Origin of the sequence: Undibacterium sp. Rencai35W (assembly GCF_049340185.1) — a bacterium.
In the GTDB taxonomy this organism is placed as follows: domain Bacteria; phylum Pseudomonadota; class Gammaproteobacteria; order Burkholderiales; family Burkholderiaceae_D; genus Undibacterium.
Genome location: NZ_JBMPPC010000002.1, coordinates 587,441 through 604,805 on the forward strand (window position 1 = coordinate 587,441; position 17,365 = coordinate 604,805).

Annotated in this window: 15 protein-coding genes; 13 read left to right on the forward strand and 2 right to left on the reverse strand. The window is 51.1% G+C overall.

The window, feature by feature from the left end:
• Positions 1-263: 263 nt before the first annotated feature.
• Entirely contained in the window at positions 264-755 is a 492-nt protein-coding gene (locus tag ACO0K3_RS06595; RefSeq protein ID WP_422983189.1) for a YqaA family protein, read from the reverse strand.
• Between the two features lie 163 nt (positions 756-918).
• On the opposite strand from ACO0K3_RS06595, the gene ilvA reads away from it, so the two are divergent.
• The 9 genes from ilvA (at position 919) to ACO0K3_RS06640 (ending at position 12,026) form a co-directional block, all read left to right on the forward strand.
• Positions 919-2,454 carry a threonine ammonia-lyase, biosynthetic gene (gene ilvA, locus ACO0K3_RS06600; protein ID WP_422983191.1) on the forward strand — a complete coding sequence of 512 codons (1,536 nt, stop codon included), beginning with the start codon at positions 919-921 and terminating at the stop codon, positions 2,452-2,454.
• Between the two features lie 328 nt (positions 2,455-2,782).
• The gene (queF, locus tag ACO0K3_RS06605; protein ID WP_422983018.1) at positions 2,783-3,640 is read left to right on the forward strand and encodes an NADPH-dependent 7-cyano-7-deazaguanine reductase QueF; all 858 of its coding nucleotides are present in this window, start codon (positions 2,783-2,785) and stop codon (positions 3,638-3,640) included.
• 32 nt (positions 3,641-3,672) lie between these two features.
• Positions 3,673-4,269, forward strand: coding sequence for a hypothetical protein (locus ACO0K3_RS06610; RefSeq protein WP_422983020.1), 597 nt, complete (start codon positions 3,673-3,675; stop codon positions 4,267-4,269).
• A 66-nt stretch (positions 4,270-4,335) separates the two neighbouring features.
• On the forward strand, positions 4,336-7,038 hold the full coding sequence (locus ACO0K3_RS06615) for a bifunctional diguanylate cyclase/phosphodiesterase (protein WP_422983022.1): 2,703 nt from the start codon (positions 4,336-4,338) through the stop codon (positions 7,036-7,038).
• Positions 7,039-7,362: 324 nt separating this feature from the next.
• Complete coding sequence (locus tag ACO0K3_RS06620) at positions 7,363-8,037, forward strand: hypothetical protein (protein ID WP_422983024.1); 675 nt, start codon at positions 7,363-7,365, stop codon at positions 8,035-8,037.
• Complete coding sequence (locus ACO0K3_RS06625) at positions 8,034-8,714, forward strand: ABC transporter ATP-binding protein (RefSeq protein WP_422983026.1); 681 nt, start codon at positions 8,034-8,036, stop codon at positions 8,712-8,714. Before ACO0K3_RS06620 ends, ACO0K3_RS06625 begins: the two co-directional genes overlap by 4 nt.
• The gene (locus ACO0K3_RS06630) at positions 8,711-9,943 is read left to right on the forward strand and encodes an ABC transporter permease (RefSeq protein WP_422983028.1); all 1,233 of its coding nucleotides are present in this window, start codon (positions 8,711-8,713) and stop codon (positions 9,941-9,943) included. Before ACO0K3_RS06625 ends, ACO0K3_RS06630 begins: the two co-directional genes overlap by 4 nt.
• 13 nt (positions 9,944-9,956) lie before the next feature.
• Complete coding sequence (locus ACO0K3_RS06635) at positions 9,957-10,727, forward strand: outer membrane lipoprotein-sorting protein (RefSeq protein ID WP_422983030.1); 771 nt, start codon at positions 9,957-9,959, stop codon at positions 10,725-10,727.
• 3 nt (positions 10,728-10,730) lie between these two features.
• Positions 10,731-12,026 (forward strand): hypothetical protein, encoded by a 1,296-nt coding sequence (locus ACO0K3_RS06640; RefSeq protein WP_422983032.1) that lies wholly within the window; start codon positions 10,731-10,733, stop codon positions 12,024-12,026.
• 48 nt (positions 12,027-12,074) lie between these two features.
• Here ACO0K3_RS06640 and ACO0K3_RS06645 read toward each other — a convergent pair whose 3' ends face one another.
• Positions 12,075-13,217 carry a hypothetical protein gene (locus ACO0K3_RS06645; RefSeq protein ID WP_422983034.1) on the reverse strand — a complete coding sequence of 381 codons (1,143 nt, stop codon included), beginning with the start codon at positions 13,215-13,217 and terminating at the stop codon, positions 12,075-12,077.
• Positions 13,218-13,339: 122 nt separating this feature from the next.
• Here ACO0K3_RS06645 and ACO0K3_RS06650 point away from each other — a divergent pair, with 122 nt between their 5' ends.
• The 4 genes from ACO0K3_RS06650 to hprK all read left to right on the forward strand — a co-directional run bounded on the left by ACO0K3_RS06650 (position 13,340) and on the right by hprK (position 17,341).
• Positions 13,340-14,050: a response regulator transcription factor gene (locus ACO0K3_RS06650; RefSeq protein ID WP_422983036.1), complete on the forward strand. Its 711-nt coding sequence runs from the start codon at positions 13,340-13,342 to the stop codon at positions 14,048-14,050.
• A complete protein-coding gene (locus tag ACO0K3_RS06655; RefSeq protein ID WP_422983038.1) occupies positions 14,047-15,480 on the forward strand; it encodes an ATP-binding protein in 1,434 nt (477 codons plus the stop codon). Before ACO0K3_RS06650 ends, ACO0K3_RS06655 begins: the two co-directional genes overlap by 4 nt.
• A 328-nt stretch (positions 15,481-15,808) precedes the next feature.
• Positions 15,809-16,282 (forward strand): PTS sugar transporter subunit IIA, encoded by a 474-nt coding sequence (locus ACO0K3_RS06660; RefSeq protein ID WP_422983040.1) that lies wholly within the window; start codon positions 15,809-15,811, stop codon positions 16,280-16,282.
• A gap of 114 nt (positions 16,283-16,396) precedes the next feature.
• Entirely contained in the window at positions 16,397-17,341 is a 945-nt protein-coding gene (gene hprK, locus ACO0K3_RS06665) for an HPr(Ser) kinase/phosphatase (protein WP_422960544.1), read from the forward strand.
• The last annotated feature ends 24 nt before the right edge of the window (positions 17,342-17,365 follow it).

Sequence of the window (17,365 nt, forward strand, 5' to 3'; positions counted from 1 at the left end):
CTGGTATTGAAATTGGTATTGCCATCAATAAAGCGACAATCACCTCAGAATAAAGACTGCAAATGGTGTATTCACTGAAATTCTGCGTAAGGATTTGAGATGGTGGCGGAGGCACTTGTCGAAGTTGCCTTAATAAGACTCAGGCGTAGCCAAGTCATCACTAAGGCGTTCATGACAAACCATCAGCAACGAGAAGCGTCAAAATGACCGGCAATACCAGTAAGAGCAACCAACACATCCAGAGGGCGATAAACAAGCCTGGTTCAACCCAGCATTTCGGCCAGTCCGCGCCAAAAACCATCAGGCACGCTGAGCAATAGCCAGGACATACACAGATAACGCAGGCATTTACCAACCGCCATATATGCCACGCTGGGCCAGAACGGCAGCTTCAACCAGCCTGCCAGAGTACAAATAGGGTCACCGATCACCGGCAGCCAAGCCAACAACATCGTTTTTGCGCCAAAATGACTAAGCCAGCGAAACCAAGCCGTCTCGCGCTCGACAGCAAAAGCTTTTTTGGCGCAATAACCCATCCAGTAATCGACCACGCCACCGAGCGTATTACCGACAGTAGCGACGGCGATCACAGACCAAAACAGATCAGGATTCGCTTTAATCACCGCAAAAACGGCGGGCTCCGATCCCAGCGGCAATAGCGTTGCCGAAATAAAGCTGATCACGAATACCGAACTCAATCCCACTTTGGGCAGCGCTAACACGCCCAATAACCAATGCACACCCGCCTCTATCATGCTATTCCAATGTCGCTTAATGTCGCTTAATGTCAATTCAATGCTCATCACTATGGCATCTATTATAATGAGTGCTCGCCATAAAACGTGTCCGGCTTTGCTTTCCGGTCGTTTTGCGAATTTCCCCCACCGTTTTCCACTGTTTGAACCACATTCAACCTCCATGACGACCGATTATCTGAAAAAAATCCTGACGGCCCGCGTCTATGACGTGGCTTTTGAAACACCGCTGGAATTTGCGTCCAGCCTGTCAGATCGCATGGATAACCGAATTTATTTCAAACGCGAGGATATGCAGAGCGTTTTCAGCTTCAAGCTGCGCGGCGCCTATAACAAAATGGCGCACCTGACGGCTGCACAACTCAAGCGCGGTGTAATCTGCGCCTCCGCCGGCAACCATGCCCAGGGCGTTGCCATGTCCGCGTCCAAACTCCAGTGCAAAGCCGTGATCGTCATGCCGACCACGACACCGCCCGTCAAGATCGACGCGGTGCGCGCTTTTGGCGGCGACAACGTGCAGATTGTCCTGCATGGCGATTCCTACAGCGACGCTTATGATCATGCAGTCTTGCTGGAAAAAAAACAAAAACTGACCTTTGTTCATCCGTTTGATGACCCGGATGTCATCGCTGGACAAGGTACCGTCGGCATGGAAATTTTGCGTCAGCATGCGCAGCCTATTCATGCGATTTTTGTTGCCATCGGCGGCGGCGGTCTGATCTCAGGTGTAGCTGCTTATGTCAAAGCAGTGCGTCCGGATATCAAAGTCATCGGCGTACAATCCGTCGACTCCGACGCGATGGCGCGCAGCATCAAGGCTGGTCGTCGCGTAGCACTGACGGATGTCGGCTTGTTCTCTGATGGTACCGCCGTTAAACTGGTGGGTGAAGAAACCTTCCGTATCACTAAAGAGCTCGTGGATGAGATCATTCTGGTCGACACTGATGCCATCTGTGCAGCGATCAAGGATGTTTTTCAGGATACGCGCAGCATCCTGGAACCCGCAGGCGCATTGGCTGTGGCAGGTTGCAAAGCCTATATCGAACGCGCTAAAACGGCGAAAAAGCCGCTAAAAAATGAAACGCTGGTGACCATTGCCTGTGGTGCCAATATGAACTTCGACCGGCTGCGCTTTGTCGCCGAACGTGCCGAAGTCGGTGAGGCACGTGAAGCAGTTTTCGCCGTCACAATTCCTGAAGAACGCGGCAGCTTCCGGCGTTTTTGCGAATTGGTTGGCCCGCGCAACGTCACGGAATTCAACTACCGTATCAGTGACCAGAGAGCTGCCCATATTTTTGTCGGCATTCAGGTAACGAACCGCGATGACTCCGGCAAAATCGCTAAAAACTTCATTAAACATGGCTTCCCGACGCTGGATCTGACGCATGATGAACTGGCTAAATTACACATCCGTCATCTGGTCGGCGGCAAGAGCGAACTGGCTGAGAATGAATTGCTATATCGCTTTGAATTCCCAGAACGTCCCGGTGCACTGATGCGCTTCTTGAACAGCATGGCACCGAACTGGAATATCAGCCTGTTCCACTATCGCAACCACGGTGCCGATTATGGCCGGACTCTGGTGGGCTTACAGGTTCCGAAAAAAGAGATGAAGGCGTTCAAAGAATTCCTGAATTCGCTCGGTTACCGATATTGGGATGAAAGCAGCAATCCGGCGTATCAATTATTTCTGGGCTAAAATTTTTAGCGTAGTGAGTTTAATTAAACTGGACTCACGCGAAAACCAAGACTTCTGATCACAGAAACACAGAAACACAGAGATACAGAGACGCGGAGAAAAGGCAGGAGTAAGCGGCTCCACGAAATATGGACTAAAGAGTTTTTAGGCATTCCCAAAAACGAATCCGCAAGCAGGATGCGCCTCCTGGCACGAAATGCCTCTGCAAGCCGCATACAGCCTGCGGATTCAATACATAAGGCGGTAAAGAAATAGTTTTGTACAGTCCTATTCAGTCTTATTTAGTCCTATAACGCAATAAAGTAATTTGAAAAAAGTGTAAAGCATCATGACAGAACCAACACAGACACCCGACTCACCCGAACACTCGCTGCTAGGCAAACCCGCAACCTATCAGTCCGAGTACGATGCGAGCTTGCTGTTCCCGATCTCACGCGCTGGCAAACGTGCAGAAATCGGCATTAGCGGCACGGGGACTTTGCCATTTTTTGGCATGGATATCTGGAACGCCTATGAAGTGTCCTGGCTGAATTTACGCGGCAAACCACAGGTCGCGATTGCCAGCATCTTTGTGCCTGCCGACTCCCCGAATATCGTTGAGTCCAAATCATTCAAGCTGTATCTGAATTCCTTCAACCAGACCCGACTCGCTGGCACGGATGCGCTGATCAGTTTATTGCAAGCCGACCTGTCCGCAGGCTTCGGTGCGCCGGTACAGGTTGCGCTGACGACCGCTGATCAGTTCGGACAATTGCGCCTGCAAGAACTCGATGGTGTCTTACTGGACCGGCTGGATATTGAAGTCAGCAGCTACAGCCCGAATCCCTATTTATTAAAAGCCGATCAGCAAGCGGCACCGGTAGAAGAGACACTACTATCACATCTGCTCAAATCGAATTGTCTGGTCACAGGACAACCCGATTGGGGCAGTGTGCAAATCCGCTATGTCGGTCCCGCCATCGATCAGGAAAGCCTGTTGCACTACTTAATCGGTTTTCGCGATCACAATGAGTTTCATGAACAATGTGTAGAGCGAATTTTTACCGACATCATGCAACACTGCAAACCGCAAAAACTCTCGGTCTATGCACGTTACACCCGGCGCGGCGGACTCGACATCAATCCATGGCGTAGCAATTTCAGTACAGGTCAAAAACCCTCTAACGCCCGAAATGCACGTCAGTAATCCTGATTCCGTTTAACTTTTATTTTTTTATTATGTTGAAATCCTTTTTTAAGCATTACCTCAGTCCCTTTTTTATTGCCAGTGCCCTGTTAGGTACTAGCTCACTCGCCTCGGCACAACAGACAGAAGAAACCTCTTGGTGGCAACAGACCAAATCCGATGCGGTGGCAAAAGGCAATAAGTTCATGGACGACGGCCAGTTATCGATCATGTTGTCAGGCTATGCACATCATGGTCGCGGCACCTACACGGCGGAGCGTATTGCTGAACTGAATGAACGTGCTTGGGGTATGGGCTTCGCTAAAACTTTGCGCGACAGCAAAGATAATGAAGAATTTTTGTACGGCATGGTGATTTCTGACTCTCACTTCAAGCCGCAATGGATGGCAGGTTACGCTTACGAATGGATGCGCCCGCTGGGTGGCAATGTCGAAGCGGGTCTGGGCTATACTGCTCTGCTGATCAGCCGCACCGATTACTTCTCTAATGTGCCCTTCCCTGCCGTGTTGCCAGTTGCTTCGATTGGCACAAAAAGTAGCAAACTCATGGCTGCTTACGTACCACGATTTTCTAAAAACAAAGGAAATGGCGACGTGTTGCTGGTATTCGTCCGTTTTGATCTGAATTAGTTGTGACCGCGTGCTGCATGGGGTACAGTACGCGAACCATTATTTTATCGCCAAGATTTTATTGTTGTGAGTGCCATAGCCAAGTTGAATCGTTCACCGGAAACCAGCGTCAATCAACGCGATTGGCATGCAGAATTGTTACAACACAATCCTGATGCCATTTATGTGTTTGTTGACAATGTGCTCATGTACACGAATCCGGCTGGCCTGAGCTTATTCAAAGCCACAACGAGCAGCCAACTGCTAGGACAACAGGCGGAAAACCTGTTTTCCATTCCTGGTGATATCGATCCCCTGCCATCCGTTCTTGACTGCCTGTTAGCTCAGCAAAATACAGCGTCCTTTCAGTATTGCCACTGCCGTCAGATGGATGGCGAGTGCCGACAGGTCGACGTTCGCGGTACCCGCTTTATTCAAGACGGCAAGCAAACGACGCAATTGACTGTCAGAGAGCTCAGCACATCTGCTCTCGCAAGCAGTGCGGCCAATGCGCTCAATGCATCGAACGCCACTGGCACGTCGCATTACGTCACTCGTCAAAAATCCAGCCGCGTCCACGAAGCACTGCATCACGAGAAAGAAATTCTCGAGATGATTGCGCTGGACAAGCCTCTTGCCCATATTCTCGAAGACGTCTGTGACCGCATGGAGCGCTTGCTAGACAATGACGGCATGTGCTCCATCATGTTGTATGACGCCCATAACCAGCGCCTGACGTTAGGTGCAGCGCCGTCGCTGCCCATCAGTTTTTGTACGGCACTGGAAAGCGTTCCGGTGGGACTGGAATATGGCTCCAGCTCGGCCGCGATTCATTTCAACCGGATTATCCTGGTACCGGATATTGCAGAGAGTCCACTGTGGGTAATAGACCGAGCGCTGGCCTTGCAACATGGTCTGCACTCCTGCTGGTCGGTACCGATCACAACGGCATTCAATACGGTATTAGGCACTGTCGACGTCTATCATCAGACCACCCGCAGTCCAAGTGAAGATGAGCAAGCGCTGATCAAAGATGCGACCGATCTGATCGCGCTGGCGATCGATAAAAAAAACATGGAGCAGAGTCTGGAAGAGAGCGAGGAGCGCTATCGCTCTGTCGTGACCAACCTGACCGAGGGCATTATGGTGGTAGCGCCGGGTGGTCAAATCCTGACCTGCAATCCCAGCGCAATGCGTATTTTAAAAATTAGCGATGATGATGCAAAAAATGCCGGCCGCCGTCACCGCTACTTCAAGCGCATCATCAACGAAGATGGCAGCGAACAAAAGATGGGGGACGATCCCGCCTCTAAAGTATTCCGCACCAATGTTCCTATTCTGAATTTGTCCGTCGGCCTTGAATTGCGTGACCGTTCTATCGCCTGGTTACTGGTCAATGTATTACCAATCAGTCAGGTCAGTAATAACGCCACGACTGCCGTATTGATTTCGTTCACGGATACGACGGAAGTCAGAGAGACTCAGCGTCAGTTGCAATACATTGCCGCACATGACGCCCTGACGGGATTGCCGAACCGGCATCAGTTGAACAACCGCTTACAACATGCCTTGTTTAATGCGCGTCACAGCGAGCATAAAGTCGCCGTCTTGTTCCTCGATCTCGACCGCTTTAAAAACGTCAATGACACTGCAGGACATGCTGCGGGCGATACCCTGCTCAAGGATGTCGCAACACGCCTGAATTCATGTATCCGCACCACCGATATGTTAGCGCGTCTGGGTGGTGATGAGTTTGTGATTGTGGCAGAGGCATTTGATAATGCACTGCATCTGAAAGAGTTGGCAGAGCGAGTCTTGGCAAGAATGCGCGAACCCTTCCTGATCGATAACAATGAATACCATTTAGGTACATCCATCGGGATTAGTATTTTTCCGCATGATGCAGAAGACGCACCGACCTTATTACGTTGTGCCGACTCGGCGATGTACCACGCCAAAGAATCGGGGCGTAATAATTACCAGTTCTTTACAACGGAACTCAACGTACGTGCGCAGCATCGCTATACTCTGGAAAAAAATCTGCGCCGGGCGCTGGCTGAGAAAGAATTTCTGGTCTATTACCAGCCAAAAATCAGCCTGAACACCTCCAGAATTGTCGGTGCCGAAGCACTGATACGCTGGCAGATGCCAGAGATGGGGCTGATTCCACCGAATGACTTTATCCCGATCTCAGAAGAAATTGGCCTCATCTTGCCGATCGGACGCTGGGTGCTGGAACAAGCCTGCCAACAGACAAAGCAATGGCGCGACACCCTGATTCCCGATCTGGTTATCAGCGTCAATATCTCGCCAAGACAATTCCAGGATCCGGGATTGGCACGATTTATTCAGCAAGTGTTGGACGACACAGGCTTGCCTGCCCATGCACTGCAACTTGAAATCACCGAAGGCTTGCTAATGGGCGAGATCGATGTATTACGCCCGGTTTTCAATGCGATTAAAAAATTAGGTGTCAGTATCTCGCTAGACGATTTTGGTACTGGCTTCTCATCTTTATCGTACTTGCAGCGTTTTCCTATCGATAATCTGAAAATCGATCGTTCATTTATCCGCGATATTCCGCAAAATCAGGATTCCGTGATTTTGACCCGTGCAATTATTGCGATGGCAAACGCGCTCGGTATGAGCGTCACTGCCGAAGGCGTGGAAAAGGCCGATCAGATGTTTTTCCTTACCGATTCCGGTTGCCAGGAAATGCAAGGCTACTACTTCAGCAAACCTTTGCCTAAGGACGAATTCGAAAAACTGTTGCAAACCCACGCGATTTAATCTGCAACGATACTTCAGCAGCATCGCCTCTCCCTTACGCGGATCAGTCCCTAAAGTTCATATACAGTACAGACACAGTACAGACATGGGAACGATGCGTCTGTACTGTGTGGTGCATCTGATCCAGTACCATGAAGCATCCGTGAGTTGCCGCAGACTCGCTCAAACCATCTCTTAAAAGTTTGTCGGCAAGCGCATCTCGCGCCGTTTTTTACCCCATTCACACCATACTCCTGCCTTTAATCGCATACGATTTGTCCGCGTTGCTGCCTCTGTTTAGTCTGTGCATATCGCTTTACTTACCCATGCACAAAGGAGACCATCATGTACATCACACACAAAAATAGTGTTACGAAATCCGTTCTGTCTCGTACCTCATTGTCGAAGATAGCGCTATCTACCTTGCTCGCGCTGAGTATCAGCAGTAATGCAGCAGCCTATTCAGAACCGCAATTTCAATCCGCCTTTCAGCATTTCATGGCCCACTCAGGCCAGGGGGATGAAGAAAAAGCCGCAGAAGCCTTCAACACACTACTCAAGCAAGAACCTGCGAATCCGTTGCTAATGGCCTACGCAGGTGCTGCCACCAGCAAATTAGCGACGACGACCATCTTCCCCTGGAAAAAAATGTCGTATGCCGAAGAAGGTCTGGCAATGCTGGATAAGGCACTGCAAATCGCCGCCAATAGTACTGCCCTGCATGACAGCACGCCGGTGATACTGGAAGTGAAATTTGTCGCAGCCAATACCTTCCTCGCTGTACCCGGCTTCATGAACCGCAGTGTGCGCGGCAGTAAATTACTGTCTGACGTAATCGACAATCCTCAGCTGGAAAAAACGCATGCGGGCTTTCGCGGTGCCGTCTGGATGCGTGCCGCAGCCCTCGCCCTCGAGCAAAAGCGACCGGATGATGCGAAACGTTTTCTCAACAACATCATCCAGAACAATGCGCCACAAGCCGAGGCAGCCAGGGGCATGCTGAAAGGAGTATCGCAATGAGTCTGCCTGCGGCTGTCATCGAGTTAAGGAATGTGCATAAATCCTACCAGCTTGGTTCGCATCTTATCCGCGCTTTACAAGGTGTCAATCTGACCGTGCAGCGGGGCGAGTTACTCGCCCTCACCGGACCATCTGGCAGCGGCAAAAGCACGATACTCAATCTCTGCGGTCTGATCGATCAGGCCGACGCAGGCGAAGTACTATTGAACGGTACACCAGTAGATCAATGGAGCGAAACCGAACGTACTTTACAACGACGCGATGGCATTGGTTTTATCTTTCAGAGCTTTAATCTGATTCCTGTCATGACGGTCGCAGAGAATGTCGACTACCCCCTGTTTTTAACGGGAGTTCCACTGAACGAGCGGCGTGAACGGGTTGCCGCGCAACTACGTGCCGTCGGCCTGCACGAGCACGCACAGCATCTGCCAGACGCACTCTCTGGCGGACAACGTCAACGCGTTGCCATTGCGCGTGCACTGATTAAACGACCTAGCCTGGTGATTGCGGATGAACCAACTGCAAGTCTGGATTCGCACACGGCGGATCAGGTTCTGGATCTGATGCGCGAACGCGGCCATGCCGAAGGCGCGGCGTTTGTGATTGCAAGCCACGACGATAGACTGACACGTCGCAGTGACCGTATCGTCTCTTTATTGGATGGACAACTGCAATGACTATTTCTCCTATTGACCTGACCTGGGTACGCTTCGCTTTTTATAATACTTTGCGCAATCGTCGCCGCTCCAGCGTCACGATAGCCATCGCAGCACTGGGTACCGCAGCGATTTTACTGGCCGGTGGATTTGCTTATTCGACTTACGAAGGTCTGGCGCAAGCAGCCGCCCGCAGTACCGGGCATCTGATTGTCGGTCAGCCGGCACATTTCACTACCGATGAAGATGTCCCTCTGCAACATGGCATCACAGATGCCTCAGCGATACAAGCACAGATCCTGAGCGATCCTGCGGTGCGATACGTGCTGCCGCGCGTCGATCTGACTGGTCTGATCAGCAACGGCGAAAAATCGACCATCATGCTCGCGGTCGGCATTGATCCTGATGCAGAATTCTCAGTGAAGGGGCCATTTCTGAAAGTCATCGAAGGCAGTATTTTAGAAAACAATGCGCAGCAGGCAGAGATCGTACTCGGCGATGCCCTGGCTCGCAGCCTGAAAGCCAAAACAGGAAGCAACCTGACTCTCATGACCAGCACTACGGATGGGGCCTTAAATGCGCTGGATGTCATCGTCAAAGGTATCGTTTCTACCGGCATTCCCGACATGGATAAGCGCCTGGTGTACACCGACATCAAAACTGCACAAAAATTATTGAATACAACAAAAGTATCAAGTCTCGGTGTCTTTCTGAACACGATGGATGCCACAGGACCAGCGCAGCAACGGATTGCCGCGTTATTGCCAGGCATGACCGTGCAAAGCTGGCTGGCGCAGGCATTTTTTTACAAGTCAGTGCGTGATTTATACAACCGTATTTTTGGCGCTTTAGGATTCATCATCAGCTTCATCGTTGTGTTCGTAGTGGCCAATGCAATGGCTATGGCGATCATCGAACGCACCCGTGAAATTGGCAGCCTACGGGCGATGGGAACCTTGCCCGGGCAACTGATACGCAGCTTCTCTTTCGAAGGTATGTTTCTTGGCGGCGCCGGTGCGCTTGCCGGTGCTGCACTTGCTTTAATAATTGCCCTGCTGTTGACAATATTCCCAGTAGAAATGCCACCGCCACCGGGACGTTCAACCGGCTATCCGCTGATGGTCAGCATCGATGCGACGCTCTATGTCACCACGATCGTGATGATGATTGTGTTAGCGATGCTGTCGTCCGCCTGGATCGCCCGCCGCACCATGCGTCAATCCATCGTTGATGCGCTGGCTCACAATTAATCTGGAGATGACAATGAAAAAAAATCCCTTAATCCGTACTGCGATCAGTAGCCTGATCCGGGCAAGCACGCTTGCACTGCTTGCCGCATCGTCTAGCGTCATGGCGGATGACGTGAATAGCTTGCTAAAAGCTGCTGACCAGTTCCGGCTGAATAGCGACAACATGCAAGTGGAAACACAAATCACGACATTTAACCGCGACGGCAGCAAGGAAAAAGAACGACGCTATATTGTGTTTGCACAGGCAAAACGTCAGTCACTGGTATTGATGCAAAGTCCCTCCGAGCAAGGCCAAAAAGTGCTGATGCTGGGCGATGATTTCTGGATGCTTTTACCTGGCAGCCAGCGCCCCCTGCGCATCACGCCCATGCAAAAACTGCTGGGTGATGCATCGATAGGCGATATCGCAACCACCAGCTGGGCGCAAGACTATGACGGTAAAGTCGTTGCCGAAGAACGTTGTGATGACAAACCATGTCTGCATTTAACATTAAATGCGAACCGTAAAAGTGTCGCCTATCAGCGCATCGAATTATGGCTTGGCAAATCACGACATGAGCCTGTCAAGGCAGAGCTTTATGTCCAGTCGGACAAACTTGCCAAGCAGGCGAGCTTTGTCATGGATAAACCAGCTGCACCTACAAGCGTGGTCGAGATGGTGCTGCAAGATCAGTTAAGCAGCCATAAAGAAACTCGCATGCGTTACCTGAGCCGCAAGGAGCGCAGCGTGCCGGAACAATGGCTCAATCCTATGTATCTCGCCAAAAATCCATCTCTGGAATAAGCAATGCATTTCTCTTTTTCATTCTCCGCCCCAAGACCTGTATCGATATTGGGTATGATCGTCGCCATCGCGATCCAGACCGGCAACGCCGTTGCAGACGATGCTCAATGGACTGGCCAGGTCCGGGGTTTGGTATCCGCGCAATCGGACAGCATGAACAGTCCATTGACTCTGGCCGGACAACTCACTCCCGGCTTGATCCCCGCCTCCGTCAATACTGCGGCACTGGAGACAGAACTGCACCTCAGCAATCATCATCTCTCAGTCATCGCTACGGTACAGGGCCGGATTGATGATATTGCACATACCAATACCAGCGCGTCATCCATCTGGGTAAATGAACTGGTGAGCAGTATTGACCAGGGGGCCTGGCAATTTAGTGCTGGCAAAAAAATTGTTGGCTGGGACGTCGCTTATGGTTTCCGCCCCAATGACGTGGTGCAGCAGGAAAAACGTCGCTCGCTGATCAGCACGACAGTGATTGGCCGGCCACTATTGATGGCGGAATATTTCAATGCCGATACCGCAGTGTCTTTCGTCTGGGTCAATCCCCTACGATCCCATGACACTATCAGCAATAGTGCAGACATCGCCGAAGAGCAGGCGTTTGCAACACGGCTCTACTATCGCGCTGGCAGTCTCGATCTGCATGCATTTACACGCCTGGGTCAGCACACGAGAGGTAGTGTCGGCGCCGCCGCCGCGTGGGTCGCAACAGAAGCGCTGGAACTTCATGCATCTTTACGCTATCTGCAACGCAGCCCCGTCAGCACTATCGAAACGGAAAACAGTCTGATACAGCATAGCTCTCCCTGGAGCAGCGGCGTTAAAAAACACGCGGGTCAAGCCCTCCTCGGCGGAACTTGGACCAGCGAGGACCAGCATAGCTTTTTACTCGAAGCCTGGTGGGATGGCACCGCGCTATCCGGCCAGCAATGGCGCGCGTGGACCAGGAAAAATCAGCAGCTGCGCAACAGCGTCAATACCTTGCCACAACTCAGCCACGAAATCGCCTACAACCTGGCATGGCAAAGTCAGCCTTTGTCCACCAGCGCGAATCTGCGGCGCAATAATGTCTTCGCACGCTGGAGCTGGCAGACCTCGACCTGGCAGCCCGCGATTGATCTACTCTGGACGCCCGAAGATGGAGGGCGCATTACGACAGCCTCACTTGGCTGGCAAGGCGACCAGTGGCGTATCGATGGCGGTTTCCGCCAATATGGCGGCCCGTCCACCGCCGTGCTGGCACAATTACCGGCACGTCAAACGGCCTACGCCTCCGCCAGCTGGTCGTTTTAAAATACAACCGTTTGAGCGATCAGGGAGCGAATGTTTAAGGTGCCTGTTTCAAAGCGCATTCATGAACGCCTTACGTATCTGACGACCGCATTTAACAGAAGCGACATAGGCACCAGTTGCTCTGTCATGGCGTGACAAGATGCCATAGTACTTTCTGTCGGGTGAAACCCATGGGTAGAAACCCCATTTTCCGGGACTGGAATAGGCATCAATACTGCCCTTGCCCTGCTCGGATTCTACCCAGTGGTTATACGAATATGTCCAGGGTTCGTTCAGCAACTGGATCGGCGAATACACTACCTTGTCAGGACAGGCAGATGCCAGTGCGCAGACTGCCTGATCGCCGAGATAGCGGCCGATTTCCAGCTCCTGTTTCATGATTTTTTTCAGGAATAGAGAGTAGTCAGTAGCCGTACCCAGCATACCACCCGCCATCAGCGGGTCTAGAGGCGCCATGTTGAAGCCCTTGCTCAGGCCTATGGTATTTTGGTATTCGGTATCAAGCTGGGCGGCAGTGAAATTGCCCAATCCCAGATCTACGCTGGCGAGTTTCTGATCGTGTCCGCTGTCATAATCAAACAGGTTAACCATCGTCGGATCAGGCTGACTGGTCTTGCCGCTGGTACCGTCCATACCAGCAATAAAGCAGCTATTGATAGTGAGTTTACCTGTGCAGGCTTCTTCATCAAAACCGGTATAACCGGACATAAAACGCAGGCCATTACTCAGTGAGGTATTGCTGCGCACCTGGTCTATACCTTTCTTTTCCAGCACATAGGCACCAAAAATCCATTTCGATGCAGAGGCGATATTGAAATACGTCGTGGCGGTAACGCTGCCTGCACCTTGTGAACCGGATACCACAGGCGCGCTACCCGTCGCATTACCGATTTCCCAGTAAAAATCACCAAGCTTATCAACGCTGCACAGAGGGTCGGTGCTGGCAGCTGTTTTGGCGGCAGCAATCGCAGCAGTAATTCTGGAATTAGTATTTCCGGTGCTGGTGCCCGTTGTTGTTCCGGTTGTTCCGGTTGTTCCCGTCGTACCTGTATTGCTTGTTGTACTTGTAGTACTCGACGGTGGCGTGGTGGCATCAGTACTGCCGGATCCGCCACCACAAGCACTGAGCAGACCGCTGGCGGCGGCAATCGCAGACACAGTCAACACGATAGAAAAAGAGGGATAGTGCATAGTCATCTCCAGTAACTACAAAAGCGTGAGTGAAATCTTGTAGTTACTGTAAACAGCAATTCTGTAATTTTGATGGAAGTCATCCTGAGGAGATTCACTATGGCAAAATGAAGGCACATTATTTGTTACTACTTGTTTCCGCATCCATGATTCCAGCAATTCACGTTCTGTTTGTTGAAGACGATCCCATGATCGCACGCACCTTAAGTATGGGCTTGCGATACGAGGGTTTTGCGCTCAGTCACGCAGCCAGCGTGGCGGCAGCTATGCAACTACTGCAACAGCAAGTGTTTGAATTACTCTTGCTGGATGTGGGCTTGCCTGACGGTGATGGAATCGCTTTGTGTCAGCAATTGCGGGGGCAGCATCCCACTACGCCGATATTGATGCTATCCGCCAGAACGGATGAAAGCGCGGTCGTTGCCAGCATAGAAGGCGGTGCGGACGATTACATCCGCAAGCCCTGCGGCCTGCGTGAACTCAGTGCGCGTATGCGACGTTTGCTAGCACGTCACCAGCCTGCCGCCTTACACAGGCCGGTGATCAGTTTTGACAGCATCCAGATGGATATTCAGCGCCGTACGGCGAGTGTCGCTGGTACCTTACTGCAATTGGGTAAGAAAGAATATGAAGTGCTGATGCTACTGGTACAGGCCAATGGTGATGCCATTACCCGCGAACAGATACTGAATCAGTTTGAAGACAACAACGCTATTTACGACCGTACGATCGATTCTCATCTCAGCCATTTACGTCGCAAATTAAAAGATGCCGGTGCCATCGAACGTATCGTTGCCATCTACGGCGTGGGCTACAAACTGGAGTCAGCATGAGTCGCCCTCTGTGGTTACGTTTTTTAGTAATCAGTGTATTTTTTTCCGTGCTACTGAGCCTGCTGTATCTGTGGATGATCAGGGAGGTAACGATGCGACCGGGAGATGAAGTCCAGCGCAGTATGTATCTGTTTATCGCCCGCATTGTCGAAGGAGATAATTATGCAGAGGGTCTGGGGCGAGTACAGACATATCGTAGTGAATCGCCGGCAATCTCACTGGAAATGTGGGTCGTCAATACGGACAATCAGGTGCTGGCAAGCAGTGTGAAAGATGCGCCGCCCGCCAGCCTGCTGGAACGTAAAAAACCTGATCTGATCCATCAGGTGCTGACCCGGGGGCGCTTCTTTTCGGGTAGTGCGGCATCCGGCATCGTACGTCTGCAATCAGCGGAACCCGTTTACCTTCTGGTGAATAATCCGGGCACACCGGCCCGGGGTGCGGTTTTGACGATGGGAATCCTGTTTGTGGTGACCTTAATTACCGCTATTTTGCTGGGATTATTATTGCTGACGCTGTATTTGCGCGGACGCTCTGCCGAAGCACGGCAGGTGATACACAGCATAGAAGCAGGTGACCTGACAGCACGGTTTACCTCAGGCCGGCTGGATGCTATAGGCGGCCTGATGCAGCACTTTAATACCATGGCCGACGAGATACAGCGGCTGGTAATACAGTTACAGACGATTGAAAAAACACGACGGGAATTACTACAGGAACTAGGGCATGATTTGCGCACGCCGCTAACAAGCCTGCGTACGGCAATTGATACGATCGCCGTGCATGGCGAAAGCATGGAGCAGCTGGAACGCCAAGAATTTTTTAATGTCATTACGAGCGAACTGGATTATTTCACTCGCCTGATCGACGATCTGTTTTTTATCGCACATATTGATGAGCCTCGTTATCGCAATCTGGCTCATCTGGCTAGCCGTCTGGATTTATGCGACTTGTTGAAAACTGAAACTAGCCATTCACTGCACGCACAGCAGCAGGCAGAGCGGCCGGTTACTTTCGAATTACAGATCGATGCTGCCTGCACTAATGCTTGCCATATCAGTGGTGATGCCTATCTGATCACCAGGTTGTTGCACAATGTGTTTGATAATGCCGCCAGATATGCACAAAGCCGGGTGCGCATACGATTGCAGCCTGTCGCCGATACGCTCGAGCTGATCGTTGAAGATGACGGCCCCGGTTTGTCCGCCGATGGCATTGCACGCTTTGGACAAAGGCGGGATACGCGACTGATGTTTGCTGGTTTACCGAGCAGGCAGACTGGCATTTCTCTAGGTTTGGGCTCAGTCATCATCAAAACGATTATCCAACTGCACGGCGGTGATTACGAGATCAGTAACGGCGAGGCACACCAAGATTTCCCCGGAGCCCGCCTGAGACTGGTTTTTCCTACGCGCCCTTCAGAGCCTTAGCCGATTAAGCAAGTTTGCATATTTATCTGCCCGACAGGATCACCCCGTCGTCTTATAAAGTTACCTTATCGATTCAGGTCAAACCTCGTTTTACCAAGCGATGGCACGCCTTAAAAAAAATTGAAATTTGAAGATTAATAAGCATAAACATCATCAAAAAATCATAAAAATCTGAGGTTTTTGTGTATTTATTACATTTTCAGCAGATATTTTGTGGTTTCTGTTTCTCGCTCCCGGGAGGTTTACGCAGACGGTGAAAAGAAGCCTATAATTTGTCAGCTTTGCGCCGTGCGCCAAGCATTTCCCGCTGTAACACTGATCTTGTGTCATGACAAATATTGCAAAAATACTGCCTCTTGCTAACGTCCTTCTGGATCTTGAAGTTTCCAGTAAAAAAAGAGCCTTCGAACAAGCTGGCTTGTTATTTGAAAACAACTGCAGCATTGCCCGTTCTACGGTCTCCGATAATCTGTTCGCCCGCGAACGTTTAGGATCGACTGGCCTGGGTCATGGCGTCGCGATTCCGCACGGCCGCATCAAAGGTCTTAAAGCACCGATTGCTGCCTTTGTACGTCTGGCAGAACCTATTCCCTTCGAATCTCCTGATGGTGAACCGGTTAGCATTTTGATTTTTCTTCTGATGCCCGACAATGTCACACAACAGCATCTGGAAATCTTATCGGAAATTGCCGAAATGCTTTCTAATGAAAGCTTCCGCGACACCCTGAATACGGAACCAGGTGCCGCAGCGATTTATGAAAAAATCGTCACCTGGCAACCGAATCCCCAGTCGGTATCCTGATGAGCAGCGGCTGGCGCAGCGCTGCTTGTTTCGGGCAAATAATATACGTCATCTCCACGCCTCGTCACCATTGATCGCATCCCCACCATTTCTCATCAGATTGTGTAAGCCGCCATGCCATTACTGACCGAACTGACTATACAAAAAATCTTCGACGACAATCGTGATGCAATGCAGTTGGGATGGTTTGCCGGCTTCTCTGGCGGTGACAAACAAATTACTGGCGATGCAACCTCATCTGCGGATCAGGTTGGCCATCTGAATTTTATTCACCCGGGACGCATTCAGGTACTAGGTCATCAGGAGCTCGCTTACTATCATCGCCTGTCTACCGTTTCACGCGGTAATTTGATCAAAGAACTGATTGCCGGTGCGCCGCCAGCCCTGATCGTGGCACAGGGATTAGAAACACCGCAAGCGATTCTGACCGCTTGTGACGATCACAATATTCCGCTGTTCTCTACACCACTGCCGTCCGCGCAGGTCATCGATTTTTTACGCGTCTATCTATCCAAAAAACTCGCACAGCGCACCACGATGCACGGCGTATTTATGGACGTACTCGGCGTCGGTGTCCTGATCACGGGAGAATCGGGTTTAGGTAAAAGCGAGTTGGGACTGGAGCTGATTTCACGTAGTCACGGTCTGGTCGCTGATGATGCCGTCGAATTTTCGCGGATCGCGCCAAACATGATTGAGGGTCGCTGTCCTGAGCTGCTGCAAAATCTGCTGGAAGTACGCGGCCTGGGTTTACTCGATATCAAGGCAATTTTTGGTGAAACTGCTGTGCGTCGCAAGATGCGCCTGAAACTCATCGTGCATCTGGTCAAACGCAGCACATTGGAAGAACATTACGAACGCCTGCCGATTGATTCGCAGAGCCAGGAAGTGTTGGGCCTGCCGATACGCAAGGTCGTCATCCCGGTCGCTGCCGGCCGCAATATCGCTGTACTCTTAGAAGCTGCGGTACGCAATACGATTCTGCAATTACGCGGTATCAACACTCTGGACGAGTTCATGGAGCGTCAGCGGCGTGCGATGAACGAAGATTCAGAATAAGTGTCAAAATAAGGTCTGCTACTT